Annotated in this window: 26 protein-coding genes; 14 read left to right on the forward strand and 12 right to left on the reverse strand. The window is 59.5% G+C overall.

What is annotated here, in order from left to right; all coding sequences use genetic code 11:
- Nucleotides 1-18 precede the first annotated feature (18 nt).
- Entirely contained in the window at nt 19-456 is a 438-nt protein-coding gene (locus tag J3P97_RS07150; RefSeq protein WP_434625339.1) for a MarR family winged helix-turn-helix transcriptional regulator, read from the reverse strand.
- 81 nt (nt 457-537) lie between these two features.
- On the opposite strand from J3P97_RS07150, the gene J3P97_RS07155 reads away from it, so the two are divergent.
- Nucleotides 538-1704, forward strand: a complete 1167-nt coding sequence (locus J3P97_RS07155) for a PLP-dependent aminotransferase family protein (RefSeq protein WP_434673786.1) — start codon at nt 538-540, stop codon at nt 1702-1704.
- A 142-nt stretch (nt 1705-1846) separates the two neighbouring features.
- Here the strand turns inward: J3P97_RS07155 and J3P97_RS07160 are convergent, their stop codons facing one another.
- The 11 genes from J3P97_RS07160 to J3P97_RS07210 all read right to left on the reverse strand — a co-directional run bounded on the left by J3P97_RS07160 (nt 1847) and on the right by J3P97_RS07210 (nt 8104).
- The gene (locus J3P97_RS07160) at nt 1847-2218 is read right to left on the reverse strand and encodes a glutaredoxin family protein (protein WP_434673787.1); all 372 of its coding nucleotides are present in this window, start codon (nt 2216-2218) and stop codon (nt 1847-1849) included.
- 103 nt (nt 2219-2321) lie between these two features.
- A complete protein-coding gene (gene folE, locus J3P97_RS07165; RefSeq protein WP_434625333.1) occupies nt 2322-2867 on the reverse strand; it encodes a GTP cyclohydrolase I FolE in 546 nt (181 codons plus the stop codon).
- 22 nt (nt 2868-2889) lie between these two features.
- Complete coding sequence (locus J3P97_RS07170) at nt 2890-4098, reverse strand: tyrosine-type recombinase/integrase (RefSeq protein ID WP_434673788.1); 1209 nt, start codon at nt 4096-4098, stop codon at nt 2890-2892.
- Nucleotides 4099-4519: 421 nt separating this feature from the next.
- Nucleotides 4520-5062, reverse strand: coding sequence for a phosphohydrolase (locus tag J3P97_RS07175; RefSeq protein WP_434673789.1), 543 nt, complete (start codon nt 5060-5062; stop codon nt 4520-4522).
- Entirely contained in the window at nt 5059-5280 is a 222-nt protein-coding gene (locus J3P97_RS07180) for a hypothetical protein (protein ID WP_434673790.1), read from the reverse strand. The genes J3P97_RS07175 and J3P97_RS07180 overlap by 4 nt, the downstream gene beginning before the upstream one ends.
- Nucleotides 5277-5693, reverse strand: a complete 417-nt coding sequence (locus tag J3P97_RS07185) for a hypothetical protein (RefSeq protein WP_434673791.1) — start codon at nt 5691-5693, stop codon at nt 5277-5279. The genes J3P97_RS07180 and J3P97_RS07185 overlap by 4 nt, the downstream gene beginning before the upstream one ends.
- 44 nt (nt 5694-5737) lie before the next feature.
- Nucleotides 5738-6067, reverse strand: coding sequence for a pyocin activator PrtN family protein (locus J3P97_RS07190; protein ID WP_316912870.1), 330 nt, complete (start codon nt 6065-6067; stop codon nt 5738-5740).
- Nucleotides 6060-6239 (reverse strand): hypothetical protein, encoded by a 180-nt coding sequence (locus J3P97_RS07195; protein WP_135846618.1) that lies wholly within the window; start codon nt 6237-6239, stop codon nt 6060-6062. Before J3P97_RS07195 ends, J3P97_RS07190 begins: the two co-directional genes overlap by 8 nt.
- Nucleotides 6226-6510 (reverse strand): phage antirepressor KilAC domain-containing protein, encoded by a 285-nt coding sequence (locus J3P97_RS07200; RefSeq protein ID WP_072348346.1) that lies wholly within the window; start codon nt 6508-6510, stop codon nt 6226-6228. Before J3P97_RS07200 ends, J3P97_RS07195 begins: the two co-directional genes overlap by 14 nt.
- 10 nt (nt 6511-6520) lie before the next feature.
- Nucleotides 6521-7105, reverse strand: coding sequence for a hypothetical protein (locus J3P97_RS07205; protein WP_434673792.1), 585 nt, complete (start codon nt 7103-7105; stop codon nt 6521-6523).
- A 249-nt stretch (nt 7106-7354) separates the two neighbouring features.
- Nucleotides 7355-8104, reverse strand: a complete 750-nt coding sequence (locus J3P97_RS07210) for an XRE family transcriptional regulator (protein ID WP_434673793.1) — start codon at nt 8102-8104, stop codon at nt 7355-7357.
- Between the two features lie 102 nt (nt 8105-8206).
- Here J3P97_RS07210 and J3P97_RS07215 point away from each other — a divergent pair, with 102 nt between their 5' ends.
- The 13 genes from J3P97_RS07215 (at nt 8207) to J3P97_RS07275 (ending at nt 19977) form a co-directional block, all read left to right on the forward strand.
- Nucleotides 8207-8431, forward strand: a complete 225-nt coding sequence (locus tag J3P97_RS07215; RefSeq protein ID WP_434673794.1) for a helix-turn-helix transcriptional regulator — start codon at nt 8207-8209, stop codon at nt 8429-8431.
- A 325-nt stretch (nt 8432-8756) separates the two neighbouring features.
- Nucleotides 8757-9275: a phage regulatory CII family protein gene (locus tag J3P97_RS07220; protein WP_014339658.1), complete on the forward strand. Its 519-nt coding sequence runs from the start codon at nt 8757-8759 to the stop codon at nt 9273-9275.
- Nucleotides 9268-9495, forward strand: coding sequence for a TraR/DksA family transcriptional regulator (locus J3P97_RS07225; RefSeq protein ID WP_014339657.1), 228 nt, complete (start codon nt 9268-9270; stop codon nt 9493-9495). Before J3P97_RS07220 ends, J3P97_RS07225 begins: the two co-directional genes overlap by 8 nt.
- Nucleotides 9485-11704: a VapE domain-containing protein gene (locus tag J3P97_RS07230; RefSeq protein WP_434673795.1), complete on the forward strand. Its 2220-nt coding sequence runs from the start codon at nt 9485-9487 to the stop codon at nt 11702-11704. Before J3P97_RS07225 ends, J3P97_RS07230 begins: the two co-directional genes overlap by 11 nt.
- Nucleotides 11697-12056 carry a hypothetical protein gene (locus J3P97_RS07235; RefSeq protein ID WP_434673796.1) on the forward strand — a complete coding sequence of 120 codons (360 nt, stop codon included), beginning with the start codon at nt 11697-11699 and terminating at the stop codon, nt 12054-12056. Before J3P97_RS07230 ends, J3P97_RS07235 begins: the two co-directional genes overlap by 8 nt.
- A 536-nt stretch (nt 12057-12592) precedes the next feature.
- The gene (locus tag J3P97_RS07240) at nt 12593-12934 is read left to right on the forward strand and encodes a phage holin family protein (RefSeq protein ID WP_135846610.1); all 342 of its coding nucleotides are present in this window, start codon (nt 12593-12595) and stop codon (nt 12932-12934) included.
- A gap of 118 nt (nt 12935-13052) precedes the next feature.
- On the forward strand, nt 13053-13577 hold the full coding sequence (locus J3P97_RS07245; RefSeq protein WP_434673797.1) for a terminase small subunit: 525 nt from the start codon (nt 13053-13055) through the stop codon (nt 13575-13577).
- A 43-nt stretch (nt 13578-13620) separates the two neighbouring features.
- Complete coding sequence (locus tag J3P97_RS07250; RefSeq protein WP_434673798.1) at nt 13621-15510, forward strand: phage terminase large subunit family protein; 1890 nt, start codon at nt 13621-13623, stop codon at nt 15508-15510.
- A gap of 11 nt (nt 15511-15521) precedes the next feature.
- The gene (locus J3P97_RS07255; RefSeq protein ID WP_135846607.1) at nt 15522-15737 is read left to right on the forward strand and encodes a hypothetical protein; all 216 of its coding nucleotides are present in this window, start codon (nt 15522-15524) and stop codon (nt 15735-15737) included.
- Nucleotides 15738-15739: 2 nt separating this feature from the next.
- Nucleotides 15740-17347, forward strand: a complete 1608-nt coding sequence (locus J3P97_RS07260) for a phage portal protein (protein ID WP_434673799.1) — start codon at nt 15740-15742, stop codon at nt 17345-17347.
- A gap of 2 nt (nt 17348-17349) precedes the next feature.
- Complete coding sequence (locus J3P97_RS07265; protein ID WP_434673800.1) at nt 17350-18570, forward strand: S49 family peptidase; 1221 nt, start codon at nt 17350-17352, stop codon at nt 18568-18570.
- Between the two features lie 12 nt (nt 18571-18582).
- Nucleotides 18583-18933 (forward strand): head decoration protein, encoded by a 351-nt coding sequence (locus J3P97_RS07270; RefSeq protein ID WP_434673801.1) that lies wholly within the window; start codon nt 18583-18585, stop codon nt 18931-18933.
- A 12-nt stretch (nt 18934-18945) separates the two neighbouring features.
- A complete protein-coding gene (locus J3P97_RS07275; RefSeq protein WP_176688289.1) occupies nt 18946-19977 on the forward strand; it encodes a major capsid protein in 1032 nt (343 codons plus the stop codon).
- Nucleotide 19978 lies beyond the last annotated feature (1 nt).

Here is a 19978-nt window from a genome sequence, read left to right on the forward strand (position 1 = left end):
CATGGCTAAACGAGTTCCCTAGTCGCTGGATTTCCCCAACCCCAGATTCACCGCCAGCCATCCATCCACCGCCGCTTCCCCCGCCTCGGCAAACACCCGTTCAAGCAATTTCACCTGCTCGCGCCGTAACGCCTGTTCAAAGCGCGCGCCCTCGGCAGTCAGTTCCAGCAGCCGCTTGCGCTTGTCGGCCTCGGAGGCAACGCTGTTAACCAAATGCATTTCCATCAATTGCCGCAGCGGCATGTTCAACGCCTGTTTGCTCACGCCAAGCAGCGCCAGCAGCTCCTTCACACTCAATGATGGATAACGGGCAATGAAAAAAACGATGCGCTGATGCACGCGGCTCAAGCCCCGGCGCTCAAGCATTTCATCGGCTTTGGCGGTGAACGCCTGATAACCGAAGAAGAACGCTTCCATGGCCATCTGTTGGGAGGTCGGATTTTTAAGGTCAAGCATATTGACGTTTCCAGAGGCGGCGCGGTAATTTCGGTCAAACAGTTTGACTCATTTTTCCAACGCCTCGCTACAGGTGACCCCATGGCTTTTTCCGAACGTGTCTCGCGCCTTAAGAGTTCTTTGATCCGTGAAATTCTCGCCGCGGCGCAGCGCCCGGAAGTGATGTCGTTTGCCGGCGGCCTGCCGGCCGAAGCCATGCTGCCGAAGGTGCAGTGGGAGGACATGCCGCTGTCCATGGGCCAATACGGCATGAGCGAAGGTGAGCCGGCCTTGCGTGAAGCGCTGGCAGCGCAGGCGCGATCGTTGGGCCTGGCTTGTGAGGCCGGTCAGGTATTGGTCGTGAGCGGTTCCCAGCAAACCCTCGATCTGGCGGCAAAGCTGCACATCGACGTCGGCACCGAGATCCTGCTCGAAGCGCCGACCTACCTGGCGGCTTTACAGATTTTCCAGTTGTTCGGCGCCAATTGCATCACCGTGCCCCTTGAAGCGGATGGTCCGGACCTTGAGCAATTGCGGGCCCGGCTGCAGCAGCATCGACCGGCGTTCATCTACCTGATCCCAACGTTCCAGAACCCTTCGGCGGTACGCTACAGCGAGGCCAAGCGCGATGCGGTCGCGACACTGCTGGACGAGTTCGGCGTGACGCTGGTGGAAGACGAGCCCTATCGCGAACTGACCTTCGATGGCGGCAGCGCCACGCCAATTGCCAGCCGTTTGAAAAAGGCCAGCTGGATCTACACCGGCACGGTGTCGAAGACGTTGCTGCCTGGGTTGCGTGTGGGTTACCTGATTGCCAGCCCTGACCTGTTCCCGCATCTGCTACGGCTCAAGCAGTCAGCGGACCTGCACACCAATCGCATCGGCCAGTGGCAGGCGTTGCAATGGATCGGCACCGAGCAGTACCGCAGCCATTTGAGTGAATTGAGGGATTTCTACCGGGATCGCCGCGACAGGTTCCAGGCCGCGCTGCAAAATCATTTCGCCGACATCGCCGACTGGAACGTGCCCCAGGGCGGGCTGTTTTTCTGGCTGACCCTCAAGCAACCGCTGGATACCCGGACCTTGCTTGCCGCAGCCCTGGCGGAGGACGTGGCGTTCATGCCAGGAGAGCCGTTTTTTCCCGAGCCGGACAAGCATCCCGGGCACTTGCGGTTGAATTTCAGCCATATCGATCCGGCGCGGCTGGATGAAGGGCTCAGGCGACTGGCGGGGGTGGTGCGGGGGGCTTTGGCTGCCGAGGCGGCTTGAGGCTTGGGTTGGATCGACCGGCCTCTTCGCGAGCAGGCTCGCTCCCACACGGATCTCTGGGTGATTGCAAACTTGTAATCAACACCGGCCTCCTGTGGGAGCGAGCCTGCTCGCGAAGGGGCCATCAACCCCGGCAAAAATCTCAGACCGCCGAAAACCGCTTATCCAGATACTCAATGATCACCTTGGACTCATACATCCAAGTGGTCTCGCCATTTTCTTCGATGCGCAGGCAAGGCACCTTGATCCGGCCGCCCTGTTCCAGCAGCGTCTGGCGATCCTGCTCGTTGTTTTTCGCATCGCGCAGGGTCACGGGCACGTTGAGGCGGTGCAGGGCGCGGCGGGTCTTCACGCAGAACGGGCAGGCATGGAACTGATAAAGCGTCAGGCTGCGGGCCGCCTGGTCGACTTGCGCCTGGGCCTCGGCCGAGCGCTTTTTCTTGCCGGGGCGAGTGGTGAAATCGATGAAGATGATGAGCTGGCCCAGACCAACTCGAAGCGCTTTGACGATCACGGTGCAAGCCTCGAAGCAGGGAAGAAGAGGGCGCGCAGCTTACCTGATTTTTGCCAGGCGAAAAAAAACCGGCGATCAATGCCGGTTTTCTTGATGCATCGCGTTACTTGATCAGGCTGAGGAATTCCATGCGGGTCGCCGCGTTTTCACGGAATTCACCGAGCATCACCGACGTGATCATCGAAGAATTCTGTTTTTCCACACCGCGCATCATCATGCACATGTGCTTGGCTTCGATCACCACTGCCACGCCCATGGCCCCCGTCACCTGCTGGACCGCATCGGCGATCTGGCGGCTGAGGTTTTCCTGGATCTGCAGGCGACGCGCATACATATCGACGATACGCGCGACTTTCGACAGGCCCAGCACCTTGCCACTCGGGATGTAGGCCACATGGGCCTTGCCGATGAAAGGCAACAGGTGGTGCTCGCACAGCGAGTACAACTCGATGTCCTTGACCAGCACCATTTCGCTGTTGTCGGAGCTGAACAAGGCACCGTTGGTGACTTCTTCCAGGGTCTGTTCATAACCGCGGCAAAGGTACTGCATGGCCTTGGCAGCGCGCTTGGGCGTGTCGAGCAGGCCCTCGCGGGAAACGTCCTCGCCGAGTTGGCCGAGGATCGCGGTGTAATTCTGTTCCAGTGTCACAGAGGCTGATTCCATAAGGGTTTCAGGAGGGTACTTGTTCTGTCTGTACCAATTTTGTACCAATCAAGCTGTTTTCGAGTTTCCCGAGTTCGCCCCAGTCGGTGCTGGAGTTGATCCATCGGGCATAGGTCGAGAGCAACATCTGAACGCTGTGACCCAGCTGAGTGGCAATAAACGCAGGGTTCATACCCGCCATGAGGCACATGGTAGCGTATGTGTGTCGGCAGTTGTATTGCCGGCGGGCGCGAATCTCCAATTCGGTCAGCGCCGCCTGGAAGTGCTTGTCGGTGACGCTGGACTGCTGGATGAACTCGAAATTTTTTGTGGGTGGGAACACATAGGGCGATTTCGGCTGCTTCCTGCGGCTCTGTTTCGCACGCTGCTCGGCGATTTGCTCCGCCACCTGAATGGCGTGCAGGGCACGGCTGTTGAGCATGACTTGCCGTTCATTGCGGGTTTTGGTGCGCTCCTCGATCTTATAGTCCGCGACGATCCGACACACATTGGCTAGGCGCTTGTCCTTGTCTACCTCGCCCCAGCGAAGGGCTGCTATCTCGCTAGGGCGCATTCCGGTATAGAAGGCGAACTCGAAGTAAGCCGCGTAGATCCGCATCGAATGGGTCAGCGTCTTATAGAGGTGTTCGATGATGGCGTTGGCTTCCGCCACTGTGAAGGGGTCGATGGGCTTTTTCGTTTTCACGGGAAGTTCGATGGACTCGACCGGGTTGCGATTGATCAGCCCATCTTTAACGGCGGTACTGAACACTGTAGTGAGTCGCTGGATTGCCGAGCGCTTAACGCCCGGCGATTTCCATTCAGTGCTGGCTACGATTTTGCGCAGCAGCACCGAGGTGATGCTATCGACGGGTAGCAAGGCTAGGTGAGGCATCCAGTACAGATTGAGGGATGCCCGGTAGTTCTTGCGTGTGCCTGCTACGACCTCCCGACTGTTTAACCATTCCTGGGCATACTCCCCGAAGCGGGGAGTAGCCGGGTAGGTGGCATAAGTGGAGTTGGGAAACAGCTCCGCATAACGTTGGTCGTCGAGAACGCCATGCTTGATCAGGCTGGTTACGTTAGCGCGTAGATCGGATGCCGCTTTAATGCCTTTCGGTGTCTGGGGATAGGGGAGGGTTTCGCAACGGCGTTGCCCGTTCCAGGTGAAGCGAATCCTGACGGACTGGCCGACAAATTCAACTCCGGTGGGCAATCCCATTGGCTTTCGAGCCATGCCTCATATCTCCTGATGCTGTAATAGATGCGGTTGTCGATGGTGTTCCAGACGCCTTTAGGGATGACCCCTCTGGCGCGTTTGCCTTGCAGAGCTCGGCGAGTCGTACCGACCAGCTCGGCCATTTTGTCCTCGGGAATCTTGTCCACTTGGTACTGCAGCGGTGGCGGATCCGCTGCGGTGTCGAAGTGCGTATACCCCAAGGCAGGCTGCGCGGGCGGGCGGTGCTGAGCTATCAGCGTGGCTTCAGGTGGTGCTGCCCGGCGCAGCCTTTCGTGGGGTATAAGTGCCTCGGCGGTGGCTTGGAAAGAAGCAGTAATGCCTGCTGCTGCGCAGCAGAGACTGTTGTTTACAGGCACGTCGACCCAACTGGCGCTGCGGAGCAAAGCGGCCTGGGATTGGGTGTGGTTCTGTACTTGCTTCATGCCGCTTTCCTCCGGTGTTCGATAGCGAGCTGGTCCATCAGGCGCTGGTGGTAGGTGAGCCGGGCTTCGGTGGGTGACCATGGCCGGATGCGTCCGGGCGCGGGTTCGATACCGACAAGGAAATCCCATGGGTCCGGATCGGGCGGCATCAGGTCGCGCCGTTCGGTGGTCAAGGCGATCAGGTCGGCTTGGTGCACGCTTGCGGGGAGGTCGTTCTCCAAGCCAAAGCGCTCGCAAATACGCCCCCATATGACGTCCTCGAATCCACGGTAGTAAGGCATCCACTCTTTGAGCGGCCGGGTCATGTCGCCCAGGTACGCCTCGGTGGCGTCGTGGAGCAGAGCGGCGAGCTTGTGCTCAGCCGGCACCAGATCCGCAACCAAGCAACTATGCTGGGCCACGCTGTAGAACTCGCGGGTGTGGCCGTTGAAGCGGCACAGGTGAGCCAGCGAGTGAGCAATGTCCCGCGGGTCGATCATGTCGGCATCGGGCTCGAACAGGTCAAAGCGTTTGCCGGTTTGGGTGAGGATCCAGTTCATGCTGCCTCCTTAACCAGGTCGGCGAGCAGCAGGGCGTTCTGGGTGTCCTTGTGCAACTTGCGCAGGGCGTCGTGGCCGATCAGTAGCAACAGCTGCCGGTCGAACTCTTTACGGAAACGAGTCACTTCACGCAGTTCGGCGGTGGCTTTGGCGTGTTGCTGGTGCAGCACGCCGGCATCTTGAGGTGAGAGGCGTAGCATCGGGCTATGACGGCTCATGCTGCGTTCTCCACTTTGGCCTGATCCAGCAGAGCGGCCATGCCCAGCGCTTTTTCGCGCAGGTCGAGCGCCTGCTGTGCCTGCGCCTTCGAACTCATGGCACGGAAGGTGTCAGAGGCCAGCCTAAGTTTTTCGGCGATCTGCATAAGCGTTTGGCGCTCTTGAGGTCCGAAGGCTTGGCTTTCTCTCAGCCGCTTCGCATGGGCTGCGAGGAGATTGTGATCGGCGCGAATGGATTGAAGGGATGCCTCCAGTTCACGAATGGTTTTCCCGTTGGCGGCGCGTTCGTTGTTCGTGCCCTCTTCTATGCCTTCGACGCGGCCATCGATGAGCCCGCCTCGGTAGCCGGTCCAGTAGATGAGACCGTAGCCTAGGATCAGGCCGATCAATGCGCAGATTTGAATTGCAGTCATGTGGTGTGCTCCAGATAGTTTTGGGTGGCTGGTGGTGGCAGCCGTTACGGTTGGGTTTCTTCAATTGCGTCGGCGTGGGTCTTCGCGTGGACTTCGTCGGCCTTGTACGCCTGGATGTCGATGAGTGCAGCAACGTGGCGGATGTGTGCGTACCTCAAGGCCTTACGACTACCGTCCAGGGTCGTAACTGGAAGCTGTATGCGTCCGCTGTTGATCTCCGCAGCAAATCGCTCAGCGTTGATATTGCGAAAGTACTGCACGCGCAGCTTTTCGAGGGGGATAAGCACGTCGCCGAAGGTGCGATACAGCAGCTCGATGGTGGCCGTCTCTGGTGCCGGCATCAGGCGCAGCGGATTTTGAGGCTGGTTACTCATGAGGTTTTTGGCTCTCCATGTGTTTGTGTCGGGCCGGGTGGTTCCAGGCATTCAGGCAATGGCGTTTGGTCAGCTCGCGCAGATGCTCCGGCACCTCAAGGAGCGCGGCGTTGCGCTCCTCTCGGGTGCGTAGGGCGATGATCTGGCGGGCGTATTCCCTAGGCCACGTCACGGTTGTCTGCCGGGATGGCAGGAAGGTCGAGGCCCAGTTGCTCCGCTAGCCAGGGGATGCCGGCCTGCCGAACACGTGTCGATTGGCTGTACTGCATGCCCAGCGTGTCGTGGTACCAATTGCTGTCCTTGACCCGAAGGTATTCACGGTCACGGACGGGGAACGCCGGCAGGTTGCGGTCGGTGAGCAGACCCTTCTCACGCATGAGCTTGATCAGGGCGGGGCGGGTCAGGCCGAAGTGCTTGGCGGTCTTTTCGAGATTGCGCTCCATGTCAGACCTCCTAAGCGGCGTGCGCGGCGGGTGTTGCCAGCGCAGCCAGGTGGTTGATGGATTCGCAAACCTGCTCGTACATCTCGGCGTCGGTGCCGTACACGGTGAAGCACTTGGTACGCGGGCTTTTAACGCCGATGCTCATGACTACGGTGATGCCCGAGCGTGTACGTGTCCGGTGCACGGCGAGCCGGATCGGCAGTTCAAAGCCCAGGTCCAGGTCGATAAACCCGCCTGTGGAAACCAGTCTGTAAACCTGTTTCCGCTGCTGGCTACTGAAAGCGCCGTACTCGCGTTCAGCATGTCGTTTCGACTGGGCGTCGCCTTTCAGGTCTGAAGGGCCGTTAACGGCCTCCTCGATGAAATCGGCGAGCTTCAGGTGTGTTTTTTTGGTGTTGGGCACGGTCAGCGTGTGACGCTCTGCGCCCAGCTCAACGGTGAAGGTGCTGTCAGTCTTGTTGCGTTCAACGTTCAACCGAAACGCCAACACATCGCGTCGATACAGACGTCGAAGGGTGTGATTGAAAGTTCCGCTCAGGTGCACCTGGGCGCTGAGCAATGTCAGTGTGCGGTTGTCGATCAGGAATTTGCTCATGCTGCTCGGCCTCCGTCGTTTGGATCGAAGGAAGTCGGTGCGGTACGGGCGTGTTGCTTGGGTTTAGACGGAATGAAGGTGCAGCCGTAGATGCGGGCCAGGCGCCTTACTTCGAAGATGCGGGATAGGTCGGCAACGGCCGGATGGACGTGCAGGGATGCTGTGGTGTGCATGGTTTTGCCTCGCTCTGTGGTGGAAGAGTGAGGCGAATATCACGTATCGTGCAATTATCGTCAAGACGTATCGTGCTTAAATATCACCAGTACTGTGTAAAAAGCGTGATGATTTCAAGATCCCGCCTACGAGATGGATCTCTAGGACGTCGCTTTCCGCAATATGAATAGAGTTGTGCTCGGCATTGACGCTGTCCAACCGATACATCCCGTCGCGCAAATAGATGAATTCCTTGATCATCGTACGTCCAGTGGTGGTTCGCACCATTACCTCGTCGCCGCTATAGAAGCTTTTGTTCGGCTCTACAAGTACGAATTCACCGTTTTTTATACGAGGCAGCATGCTGTCTCCGGTGACGCGAAGCCCATAAGCGTCGGGGTCGTCACTATGAATATTCAGGTAGCCGTCCCCATGTCCCGGGGGGAAATCCAAGGCTTCAAAATATCCTTCATTTCCAAGTTGTGCGTTTCCTACCACTGGGACTCTTCCTTCTCTAGCCCATCCCGCATTACTGCTTACAGGTTGTCCGTGATCCTTAGAACGGCCAAAGGCCTGCACGGAGCGATCTTCTGACCGGACGCGCCCCTGAATGGCATCAGGTAACGTTTCGAGTTCTGATCGATCACGTCCTGCTACTAGGTCAGGAAGAGTCACATCCAAAGCCTGAGCTAGCTTTTCCAGATCTTGTAGGTTCGGTTGGCGGGTTCCGCGCTCGTAGTTCCCTATCCGAGACTGGGATTCCCATTGACAAGCGTGGGCAAGATCTTCCTGAGTCATGCCCTTCGCTTTCCTGAGTTTTTTGATGCGTAGGCCTAATGTGTTCATGTGCTTTTTTTACCACGTAGTGAAATATTTCTTTTGCACTTTGCGTGTTGAAAAGTTCACGATTCGTGCTTAAGATGGGCGCGAGTCATCTGAGGTCAAAGTATGAACCGCATTGCTGAGCACAGAGAGAGATCCGGTATTCGACAGCGCGAACTGGTTGCTGCATTGGGTTGGACCCAAACCAGGGTTAGCAACTACGAAGCCGGTAGGCGCACCGCCGGTTTAGCGGAATGCCGGGCAATTGTTGCTGCGTTGAACAGGCTTGGATCTGTGTGCACATTGGACGATGTATTTCCTCCAGAAATCGAAGCCCCTCAAGCGGCATAGAAAAAAGGCGACCTAAGGTCGCCCAGTTCCTCCCGACACGCACCACCACAGCGCTGTCGGGTCGCGAAAAGGTAGGCGGGCACACCACATGCAAACCACCTCCCTTATCGCGCTTTCCCAAGGCTCGGAAGCCTTGGTGTTGCTGCCTTCTCCAGCACAGATTGGGCAGCTGTTGCGCCAGGGGTGAGCAACGGATTGTTCGCCCCGGCACGGTGCCGGTGTCGATCCCTAAGATCTAGCCGGCGTTTGGGCCCTTTCAAGCCACGCGGCAAATGTATCACCACTGCATGTCGCGCGGCACTGGCAACTTATAAGGATTAATGCCATGAGCCGAATCGCTCTGAGTTGCGTCGAACGAGCACAGCGGGAAGTTCTGCCGCTCGATCTGGCGCTCTACCATGCCGCACGGGACTACCCAGGCGGCGCCGCTGCAATTGCTGCCACCACCGGACGAAACCCCACCACGCTGCAGCACAAGCTGTCCCCCACGCACCCCAGCCACTCGGTAAACATTCAAGAGTTTGGCGAGATCCTCGAGCTGACAAAGGACAGGCGCATTCTGGATGCGGTGCATGCCTTGGTCGGCGATACGATCTGGCATGAGCTGTCTGAGGTGTACACCACTGACATGCCGGAAACCCTGACCATCGGCCTCGCCGAATATTTTCGACAGGTGGCTGATCTGGCTGATACCTGGGCCAAGAGCATTGGCGATGGGGTGGTCAGCGATCATGAGCTGGCAGCGATCCGCCTGCAGGTGTTTCGAGGGATCCAAGGGCTGCTGGGTTTGTTCAACCGGGCCACGTACGTCAACCAGACAACGCGGGGTGACGGCCGTGGCTGACATTGCTGATTTCGCCAATGACTTGGTGCAGGAGCGCATCGATCAGGCGCTTGCTGCACGCAGTGCATTCAAGCCGGCGTTGCCTGGACATTCGTTGTTGTTCTGTGAAAGCTGTGACGATCCGATCCCCGAGGCGCGGCGACTGGCCCAGCAGGGTTGCACGCAGTGTGTGAACTGCCAGTCCATTGATGAGATGCGAGAGGCTCGCCATGCTCGATGACGTGCTGAATCAATTTGCGGACTTCGGTCTGGAGCCCGCGCAGCCACTGCTTTACGGCAAGCTGACTCGATGCAAGACCGCGCTGGATAAGGGCAAAGAGAAAAACGGCTGGTACGTTCTACACGAGCACCACACCGAGAAAGGCGAAACTTTGATCTTCGGTGCGTTCGGCGACTGGCGTACAGGCGAAACGCAAAAGATCAAGGTGAAGCCCGGCCGGATGACGCCTGAAGAGCGTGAAGTCATGCGCGCTCGTCAGGAGGAAGCCAAGCGCAAGGCCGCCGAGAAGGCTGCCAACGCTGCCCGTCGAGCGGCTAACCGTGCTGCTGGTTTGTTCAAGCGGATGCCCGAGAAAGGTCGTAGCGCTTATCTGGATCGAAAGCAGATTGTAGGCCTCGGTGTTCGTTATGCCCCGCGCTCCGGCGCGGTTTTGGTGCCCATGCAAAACGCTCGGGACCAGATCGTCGGGTTACAAGTGATATTCCCCGAGAAGCAAGAGGACACTGGCCGCGACAAGTCTTACTGGCCCTATGGGATGGCGAAGGAAGGCGCCTTCCACCTCATTGGGCCGCACCCTGAACCGGGCGAGCCAGTGTTGGTGTGTGAGGGCTATGCCACCGGTGCGAGCCTGCACATGGCGACCTCGTTGACGGTCGCCATTGCCTTTGATGCGGGCAACCTCATGACGGTCTCCAAGGCAATGCGCGAGCGGTTCCCGGGGCGTCCACTAATCATCTGCCGGGATGATGACTGGAAAACCAAGCGCCCGAATGGCGAGCCCTGGAACCCAGGTGAGGAGAAGGCCAACAACGCGGCAACGGTTGTAGGTGGTCAGGTAGTAGGCCCGATCTTTTCGGGGGAGCGAGAGGACAAGTGGACCGACTTCAACGACCTGCACTGTGCTGAAGGATTGGAGGCGGTGCGCCGCCAGATTCTGGCAGTGGTCAAGCCACCTGCAGCGGGCGGCTGGAAAGACCAGTTGGCCCGCACGGAAAACGGCATGTTGATCGCGCACATGCAAAACGTAGAGCTGATCCTGGGCAACGACGAACGTTGGGCCGGTGTGATTGGCTTCAGTGCGTTCAGCTCCAAGATCGTCAAGCTGCGTGCTGCCCCGTATGGCGGCGGTGTCGGCGATTGGGCTGATATTGATGACATGCTGGTCATGAAGTGGCTCGCGCAACAGTACAATCTGCGGGTCAAGGCGAGCAGCGTTATTGAGGCTGTCAGTGTTGTGGCACATGACCATGCCTTTCACCCGGTACGCGATTATCTCAATGGCCTGGAGTGGGATCGGGTACCCCGGCTCGACACCTGGTTGACAGACATCATGGGCGTAGCCCCGACAGATTACAGCTCCAAGGTCGGTAAGCGCTGGATGGTGTCGGCGGTCGGCCGGGTGATGCAGCCGGGCTGCAAGGCTGACTCGGTGATGATCCTCGAAGGCGCGCAGGGCGCCGGTAAATCCACGGCCATGTCGGTGCTGGGTGGTGCCTGGTTTATGGATACCCCTTTCGCCTTGGGCGACAAGGATGGATTCCAGGCGATTCGCGGCAAGTGGATCGTTGAGCTGGGGGAGCTGGACAGTTTCAACAAGGCCGAGTCCACCAAGGCGAAGCAGTTCTTCTCCGCCTCGACGGACACTTACCGCGAGAGCTATGGCCGCAGAACGATGGACGTGCCACGCCAGTGTGTTTTCGTGGGTACGACGAACCAGGATGAATACCTGAAGGATGCCACCGGCAACCGTCGATATTGGCCGGTTGCTTGTACCAAGGTGGACCTTGATAAGTTGCGCGAGATCCGCGACCAGCTGTGGGCCGAGGCGATGTTTTGCTATCAGTCCGGCGATATCTGGTGGGTCAACCGGGAGGAGGCGCCGCTGTTCGCCGAGGCGCAGGAAGAGCGCTTTGTGGTGGATGAATGGGAAGGCCCGATCCTGTCTTGGCTCGAAGAGTCTCAGATTGGCGAGACCGCAACCGGCACCGACATTCTGCTGGGGGCGTTGAAGCTGGATTACGGCCACTGGGGCAAGCCAGAGCAGATGCGAGTTGGGGCGATTATGCACCGGTTGGGTTGGCGTAAGGTCCGGCTACCCGCGTTGCCTAAGAGCGGCGTTCGGCCATGGGGATACAAGAAGCCACAAGATTGGGGCAGGGCATCGAACCTGAAAGTGCAGCCGGTCAAGGAGCCATGTTTCGATGATTAAAGAGATCGATGCGCGGCTGCGTAAATGGGCCGAGGATCTGCATTGCGGCCTGAGTGCCGGCGGGCTCGCCGGTGGGAACATGGTCGCCATGATGATGGAGAGCAATGGGCAACTGATTCGAGGCCGGCGGGCGTTTCGTGCCCCGTTGGAGGGCTCGCTGGATATCGAGCTGATTGTGACCAAGCATCTCGATCCGCTGCATGTGCAGATCGTGCGTGAACACTACTGTAATCAGGACTCGGACATGCGCCTGAAGTATGCCCACTGCAACTGCGGGCGTGACACCTACTACCAGCGCCTGCACGACGCGCACCTGTGCATCTATTGGCTGCTGATGGGGGTCGCTGCTTGACCTTGTTTGCGTCCGTGGCTGTCCTACCGGCTCGCCTTGTCCCACTGCTGTTTGATGCAGTTGGACAAGCGCGGGCCGCGCTGTTGTTGAGCTGTCCTACTGTCCAGCCTTTCCGCACGTCCCGCCCATGTGTGAGCGTAGCGGGAGCGCATACGCGCCCATGGCGCGCACGCGTGCTCTTAGCTTTTTCTCTTTACGGGAGAGAAGAGAAATAAAGTAGGACAGTGGGGCAGGCCCCGATTCTAGGCGTCTGTAGCTGTCCTACTTCGACCCTAGATAGTGGGACAGGAAGGACAGCGCCAAAAGGCGCTGGAAGCCGCGATAACTATGCCCCGCCGCGCATTACCCGTGCATTACCCCCACATTGACCTTGCGTTGACCCCTTATTGATGGGGTGGCATTAAAACCGGCTTGCTGCCACCGGAATCGACCTGTAAAAAGTACTCATCTTCGATAGGTGCGACCGCATAAAGCGGCAGGCACTACACACCAAACCCGGCCCTTGCGCCGGGTTTTTGCGTTTAAGGGGCGGGGCAATGACGAACGAACAGCAAGCACTGGCAGAGATGCCGATCTGGTTAGTGATTCTCCTGGCCTTGGTTGGCGGCGTATCGGGGGAGATGTGGCGGGCCGACAAGGACGGGGCGCGGGGCTGGGCATTGCTGCGGCGCCTCGCCCTTCGATCCGGTGCCTGTATCGCCTGCGGGGTGACGGCGATGATGTTGATGATCGCCGCCGGCATGTCGATATGGACGGCGGGCGCCTTGGGATGTTTGACGGCGATGGCCGGCGCCGACGTTGCGATTGGCCTGTACGAACGCTGGGTAGCGAAACGATTGGGTGTCACCGAGGCATCAAGCAACGCGGGGCAGGGGTAGGGGGAGGGGAGTTTTCTGGGTCCTCCCCTTGGCCCGCCCCCTACACGGGTTACCGAACTCGCGGATTCCCTGCAGCTGAGTTTTTTGCAGGGATGTCCGTCTTTTCAAGGGGTTAGCGATGGGAAGAACAGTCAGCAAAGCCGAGTTGAGCGAGATCGTCGGCCGCGATGAACGCACGCTGACCCGTTGGCAGAGCGACGGCATGCCGGTAATCGAGTTCGGCCTGGGCCGGGGCAACGAAAACCAGTACGACACCGAAGCGGTGATCCAGTGGCTGATGCAACAGGCCGCGCTCAACGGCAAAAAAGAATCCTCTCGTGACCGGCTCGACCGGGTCAGGGCCAATCGTGAAGAGCTGGCGCTGGCCAAGGATTTGGGCGAAGTCGTAATCGCGGCGGATCTGATCGGACGCTTTGAGGCAATGATCACGGCAGCCAAAGTCGAGCTGCTCAATTCATTTCCGGATGAGTTGGCGGAGCAACTGTCGGCGCGCTACGGCGTTGAAGTTGACGAGCGCCTGATCGCCGACCCCATCGAAACCATCCTGAGGAGGCTGTCAGACTATGACAAGGATGATGCCCAGTCAGATGGAGATTCTGACGAACCGGACGATCCGGAGGGCCTTGAAAAAGACGGCGATTAACGCGCTGCGCGGCGCCTGCCGGAAGTGGGCACCGCCGCCGCGCATGAGCATTATCGAATGGGCGGAAAAATACCGCTGGCTGGCGCCAGAAGAGTCAGCCCGCCCCGGCAAATATCGCTTCAACGTCACGCCTCACCTGACCTGGCCCGGCGGCCCTCTGGAGGCGCTGGACGATCCAACGGTCACCGAGATCGTCGGCCGCAAATCGGCTCAGGTAGCCTGGACGTCGGGCGTTCTCGGTAACGCCCTGGGCAAGTGGATCGACATCGATCCGTCGCCAATACTAGTGTTGTTTCCCAAGGCCGAAGCCGCCAAGCAGTACGTGGGTGAGAAGCTCGAACCCATGATCGAGGCGACACCACGGCTTCGCAAGAAGGTCGATTTGCGCAGCCGCAAGTTGCAGCAGCGCCAAGACTTTAAGCGCTTCCCTGGCGGTTTCCTCAAGATGGTGGGCTCCAACAGCCCGGCCAGCGTGAAATCTACACCGGTACCGCGTGTAGCCATTGAAGAGCCCGATGACTGCAACCTCAACCTGCGCGGGCAGGGCGATAGCATCAAGCTCGCCAAGGAGCGTCTGAAAACCTTTCGCCGTTCCAAGATCATCATCGGCGGCACACCAACGATCAAAGGGCTGTCGGCGATTGATGCGGAGCTGGAGCTGTCAGACAAGCGCATCGGCTTGGTGACTTGTCACGAATGCGGCCAGGAACATGCGCTGAGCTTTGACAACCTTCACTGCGATGAAGACCCCGAGTATCACCACGAGGTCTACGGCAAAAAACGGCCGGAGAAGGCGTTCTATTCGTGCCCACATTGCGGTGCGATTTGGGACGACAACCAGAAGAACGCGAACCTCAAGCACGGGCGCTGGCAGGCCACGGCTGAGTTTCGCGGGATAGCCGGCTACATCCTCAATGAGCTGTACGCTACCTTTTGGGGCTCACGCTTCCAGGCGTTGATGGAGAAAAAGCTCCAGGCCGAACACGCAGCGGCGCAAGGCAACATCGGCCCGATGATTGCCTTTGTGAACAGCTCCAAGGGCGAAAGCTACGAGTACCAAAGCGACGCGCCCAAGACAGACGAACTGGAGAAGCGGGCCGAGCCATATGCCGAACTGACAGCGCCCAGGGGCGTGTTGTTGGTCACCGTGGGTGTGGATGTGCAAGGTGATCGTCTGGCGTTGGTCATCACCGGATGGGGGCGCGGCGAAGAGTCCTGGCGGCTCTATTGGGGTGAGCTACACGGCAACCCAATCGACCCCCACGACAGCGTCTGGCAGGAGTTGGATCGGGTCATCGCTCAGCCAATCCCTACCGAGGGCGGCGCGCACCTCGCGGTGTCGGCGGTCAGCATCGACAGCTCGGACGGTAATACAAGCGATGCCGTTTACAGCTATGTCCGTGATCGGCAGCGCTTCAACATCATGGCGATCAAGGGCGCTTCGATTGACAGCCGCGATAAGGAAATCTTTACCAAACCACCGCAGTCTGTGGACACATCGCAGGACAACACCAAAGCGGCGAAATATGGCCTGCGGGTGCACATCGTTGGCACGCACAAGGCCAAGACGCTGATCGATGGCCGTCTGCGCTTGAAGGGTATCGGACCGGGGCGCATGCACTGGTACAGCGAGATTCGTTCGGATTACTACGAACAGCTCACCAACGAAGTGCTGGCGCCGCATGCGCGTAACCCCAGCAAGATGGTCTGGCAGAAAAAAGCCGGGCGCCGCAACGAAGCCCTGGACTGCGAGGTGTATGCCCTGCACGCCGCACGTAGCTTGAAAACTCATCTGCTACGTGACCACGAGTGGGACCAGTTGGAACAGCAACTGATGCAGCCAACGCTGTTCAACACCGAACAACCGGTCGCACCGGTACCGCGCCGAGTAGTCGCTCGTGGGCGGGGCACCCGCAGTCGAGCGGGCTATTAAGGAAATCAACCATGACTGACGCACAACAGCGCCTAGCTGAAGTTAGGGCGGCAATTTCTGACGTCCTGAAAAAAGGTCAGCGCCTGCGCCGGGCTGATCGTGAAGTACAGCTGGCAGAGCTCAACAGCTTGCGCCTGCTGGAGAAACAATATGCCCAGGAAGTCGCCAACGAACAGGCTGCGCTGCGTGGCCGAGGCCGCAATCGTGTCTCGTATCTGGGGATTTGATCATGTGGCCATTCAGTAAGCGTGAAGGCCCGGCCGATCTGCTGATGCGCGAGGCCATTAAGGTGGCCAGGGCTTCGGTGGGCGGCCAGCAGATTGTTGCTCAGGGCGGTGGCGGCGGTGTTGAAACTCGCTGGCGAGGCGCTTCGCGCATGCTGCGCAGCATGGCCAGCTGGATACCTGGCCTCGGGAGTCCGCGACGAGACTTCAATCAGAGCGAGCGGCGAATGCTGGTGGCCAGGTCCAGGGACGCCATGCGTAACCACCTGATAGCCCGCGCTGCCATCACCCGGTTGCGCACCAATGTCGTGGGCACCGGGCTGGTGTGCCGCGCCCAGGTGGACCATGAGGCCCTAGGCCTTACCGAAGAGCAGGCAGATGAACTCAATGGCCGGTTGGACCGGCTTTGGTCGTTGTATGCCGATGATCCGAGGGAGTGTGATGCCGAAGCGACCCTCAATCATTACCAGCTGCAAGCCTTGGTCTTGGTGTCGTCGCTGGTCGCTGGTGATGTGTTGGTTGCCAGCCCGGATCAGGAGCGGCCGGGCTGTGTCTTCAGCACGCGACTGCAACTGATCGAGTCGGATCGGGTCGGCAATCCGAACGGCGGTATGGACCGGGTCAATCTGGTTGATGGCGTTGAGTTCGATTCGCTGGGCGCGCCCGTGGCCTATCACGTCTGTACTGGCTATCCCGGCGAGCATCTGGCCGGCAAGCCACTGAGCTGGGAGCGACTTACCGCGTTCGGTGAGGAGACAGGCCGACGGCGTGTGTTGCACGTCCTGGCGGACAAGGAACGTCCAGGTCAGAAGCGCGGGGCTCCCTACCTGGCGCCTGTGCTGGAGCCGCTGCAAAAGCTGGAGCGTTACAGCAGCGCGGAGCTTATGGCCGCTGTGATCTCGGCAATGTTGACGGTGTTCATCAAAAAGAGCTCTGATTTCCCAACCGGCAACCTGCCGATGACTGCGTTGGCGGACGAGCGCCCTGAAGGCGATGACACCACCGATGGCGAGCTGGCCCTAGGCGAGGGGGCCGTGATTGATCTCGGCGTTGGTGAAGAGCCAGTCGTAGCGAACCCAGGCCGACCCAATGCCCAGTTTGATCCCTTCTTCACCGCCGTGGTGAAAGAGATCGGCGCTGCCCTGGAGCTGCCACTTGAAGAGCTCTTGCTCCATTACAGTAGCAGCTACAGCGCGGCCCGCGCCGCCATGCTTCAGGCTTGGCGTTTCTACAGTCTGCGTCGTTGGTGGCTTGCCTGTGATTTCTGCCAGCCAAGCCGTGAGCTGATTATCGACGAAGCCGTGGCTAGGGGCCTGATCGACCTACCGGGCTACGGCGACCCAGCCAAACGTAAGGCCTACTGTCAGGCCATTTGGATCGGTCCGGCCCGTGGGGCTATTGATGAGCTGAAGGAAGCCAACGCGGCCGGTAAGCGCATCGAAATTGGCGTTAGCAACGAAACCCTCGAAACAGCGGCCATGACCGGCGAGCCCTGGCAGCAGGTGTTCCGTCAGCGTGTACGGGAAGTGGAGCAACGCCGCGCTAAAAACCTGCAGGCCCTGCCCAAGGGCGGGCTGGAGAACCCGCCCGACCCTAAATCCGAAGAGGACTGAATATGCCTCGAGCACTTGAGCTGGCTGCGTCGCAGCCCTGGCTAATGCTGCCTGACGCCCTGGATAGCTTGCTGACCATCGCCGACCGCATGGGCGATCCGATGGCCCTGGCAACCCGGCGCGGCGAGCGGCTTGAAGATACCCGTAAAGTCACGATGCGAAACGGCGTGGCGGTGATTCCCATCACTGGGCCAATCTTTCGCTACGCAAACATGTTCACTGAAATCAGTGGCGCTACCAGCACCCAGGTCCTGGGCACGGACATCCAGCGAGCGCTGGACGATCCCAAGGTCCGTTCGATTGTGCTAAACATCGACAGCCCAGGCGGTGTTGCCTCCGGCATCAATGAACTGGCCGAGATGATATTCGCGGGTCGAGAGCGCAAGCGGATCGTCGCGTACATCGGCGGCATTGGGGCCAGCGCTGCGTACTGGATCGCCTCGGCAGCGCACGAGATCGTCATCGACGAAGCCAGTCTGGCCGGGAGCATCGGCGTTGTCGTTGAGGCTGTCGTTGAAAGTGACGCTGCCAACGGTCGCAAACGCTATCAGATCGTTAGCAGCAACGCCCCGAACAAGCGGCCCGATCTCGCAACCGAAGAAGGGCGCGCCAAGATCGGTGAAACCGTGGATGCCCTCGGTGAAGTCTTCGTCGGCAAGGTGGCGCGAAACCTGAGCACCGACGCCGCCAAGGTCCCCGCAATGGGTGACTTCGGCGGATTACGCGTCGGAGCCGCCGCTGTTGAGTCGGGTCTGGCCCATCGGTTGGGCTCGCTTGAATCCCTCATCACCGAACTGGCCAAACCGGCCATCACTGTCCCAAGGAAAACCACCATGACCACCGTACATACCACGGCGGAGCTGCGTACTGCGCTGGCCGCCGGCACTGATCCGAACTCCATCGAAATCGCCCAGGCCCAGCAGCCCGACCTCGGCGCCATTCGAGCCGAAGGCGCCGCTGCAGAACGTGATCGCATCAAGGGCATTAACGCCCTGGCCAGCAAAGGCTTCGAGAAAGATATCGAAGCGGCGATTGACGCGGGCACTACGGTCGAGGCCACAGCCTTGCAATTGTTCAAAGCCGCCCAGGATCGCGGGATTTCCCTTTCTGCGATCAAGAACGATGCACAGGGCGTCACGGCTACAACCCCAAGCGGTGATGGCAAGCAGGGCGAACGCCAGGCAGCCGTCAGTGCAATCGTTGCGGGCGCTTCGCGCCGCTGACAGGAGACATTCATGAGCAACCCGGAACGTAAAACCTACCAGCCGAGCCACCTTTCTGCCGGTGACTTTCCCATTGCAATGGACACCGGCTTGATCGCAGCTGGCCAGACCCTGCTGCGGGGTTCTGTCCTGGGGCAGGTAACCAGTTCGAAAGAGTTCGTGCTGTGCAAAACCGCTGCTGAAGACGGCTCTCAGGTACCTTCGGCCATCCTCGACGACGACGTAGACACCACGGGCGGGGCCAAGAGCGCGCCCGTTCGTTTGACGGGTCAAGTGCTGGGCACCCAGCTCCACCTCGGTGAGGGCCTGACCTTGGCTGCGGCCAAAGCCGCTCTTCGACCTTTCTGCATTTTCATCCGCTGACCGGAGCATCTGATGACTGATATTTTTGACACCCTCACCATGCTCGAAGCCGTTGAGCAGATGAATACGCCTCGTCGCTTCTTGATGAACACTTTCTTCAACGGCGGCAACCCCGTTACCTTCGGCACCGAGGCGGTGACCATCGACATCATCAAGGGCCAGCGCAAGATGGCGCCTTTCGTACACCCGTCGCTGCCCGGCAGTGTCTCGCTGCGTAACGGCTTCAGTTCTGAGACGTATAAGCCGCCCTACATCCAGCCCAAGCGCGAGACGCGAGCAGAACAAATCCTCAAGCGTGCTGCCGGCGATAACCCATTCTCCTCGCGGACTCCCCTGGAGCGAGCGGGCGAGCAGTTGGGGCGCGACCTGATCGACCTGGACGACGAGATCACTCGCCGTGAAGAGTGGATGTGCGCCCAGGCGCTGAGCACTGGGCGCGTTCGGGTGCTGGGCGATGGCGTCGATGACACCATCGATTTTCTGATGGAGGACAGCCACAAAATCGTGCTGGGGGCCGGGCGTTGGAACACGGCGGACTCCGACCCTATTGCCAACTTGCGGCAGTGGAAGCGCCAGATTGCCAAGGATTCCGGGCGCACCGGCAACGTCGCTGTGCTCAGTGGCGAAGCCCAGGATGCTTTCCAGCGCAACGAGACAGTGTTGAAGCAACTCAACTCTCGCCGGGTGGACATGGGCGTGATCAAGCCTGAAGAGCTGCCAGATGGCGTGACCTATCTTGGCTATCTGAACGACCCCGGCATCGACCTGTATGTCTACGACGAGTGGTACCTGGACGATGACGGTGACGAACAGCAGATGGTGCCAAGCGGCGGCTTGATGCTGGGCTCGACCTCGACTCGAAACGCGATGCTGTATGGCGCGATCAAGGACATCGAAGCCATTGAAAGTGGCCTCGTCGAAGCGGCCCGTTTCCCTAAAAGCTGGGTGACTCAGGATCCAAGCGCACGGTGGTTGAAGCTGCAAAGCGCAGCCCTGGCCGGGATGCTGGAGCCCAATGCCTTCGTCTTTGCAAAGGTGGTGTGAG

It is taken from the genome of Pseudomonas sp. R1-15 (genome assembly GCF_051132085.1).
GTDB lineage: Bacteria > Pseudomonadota > Gammaproteobacteria > Pseudomonadales > Pseudomonadaceae > Aquipseudomonas.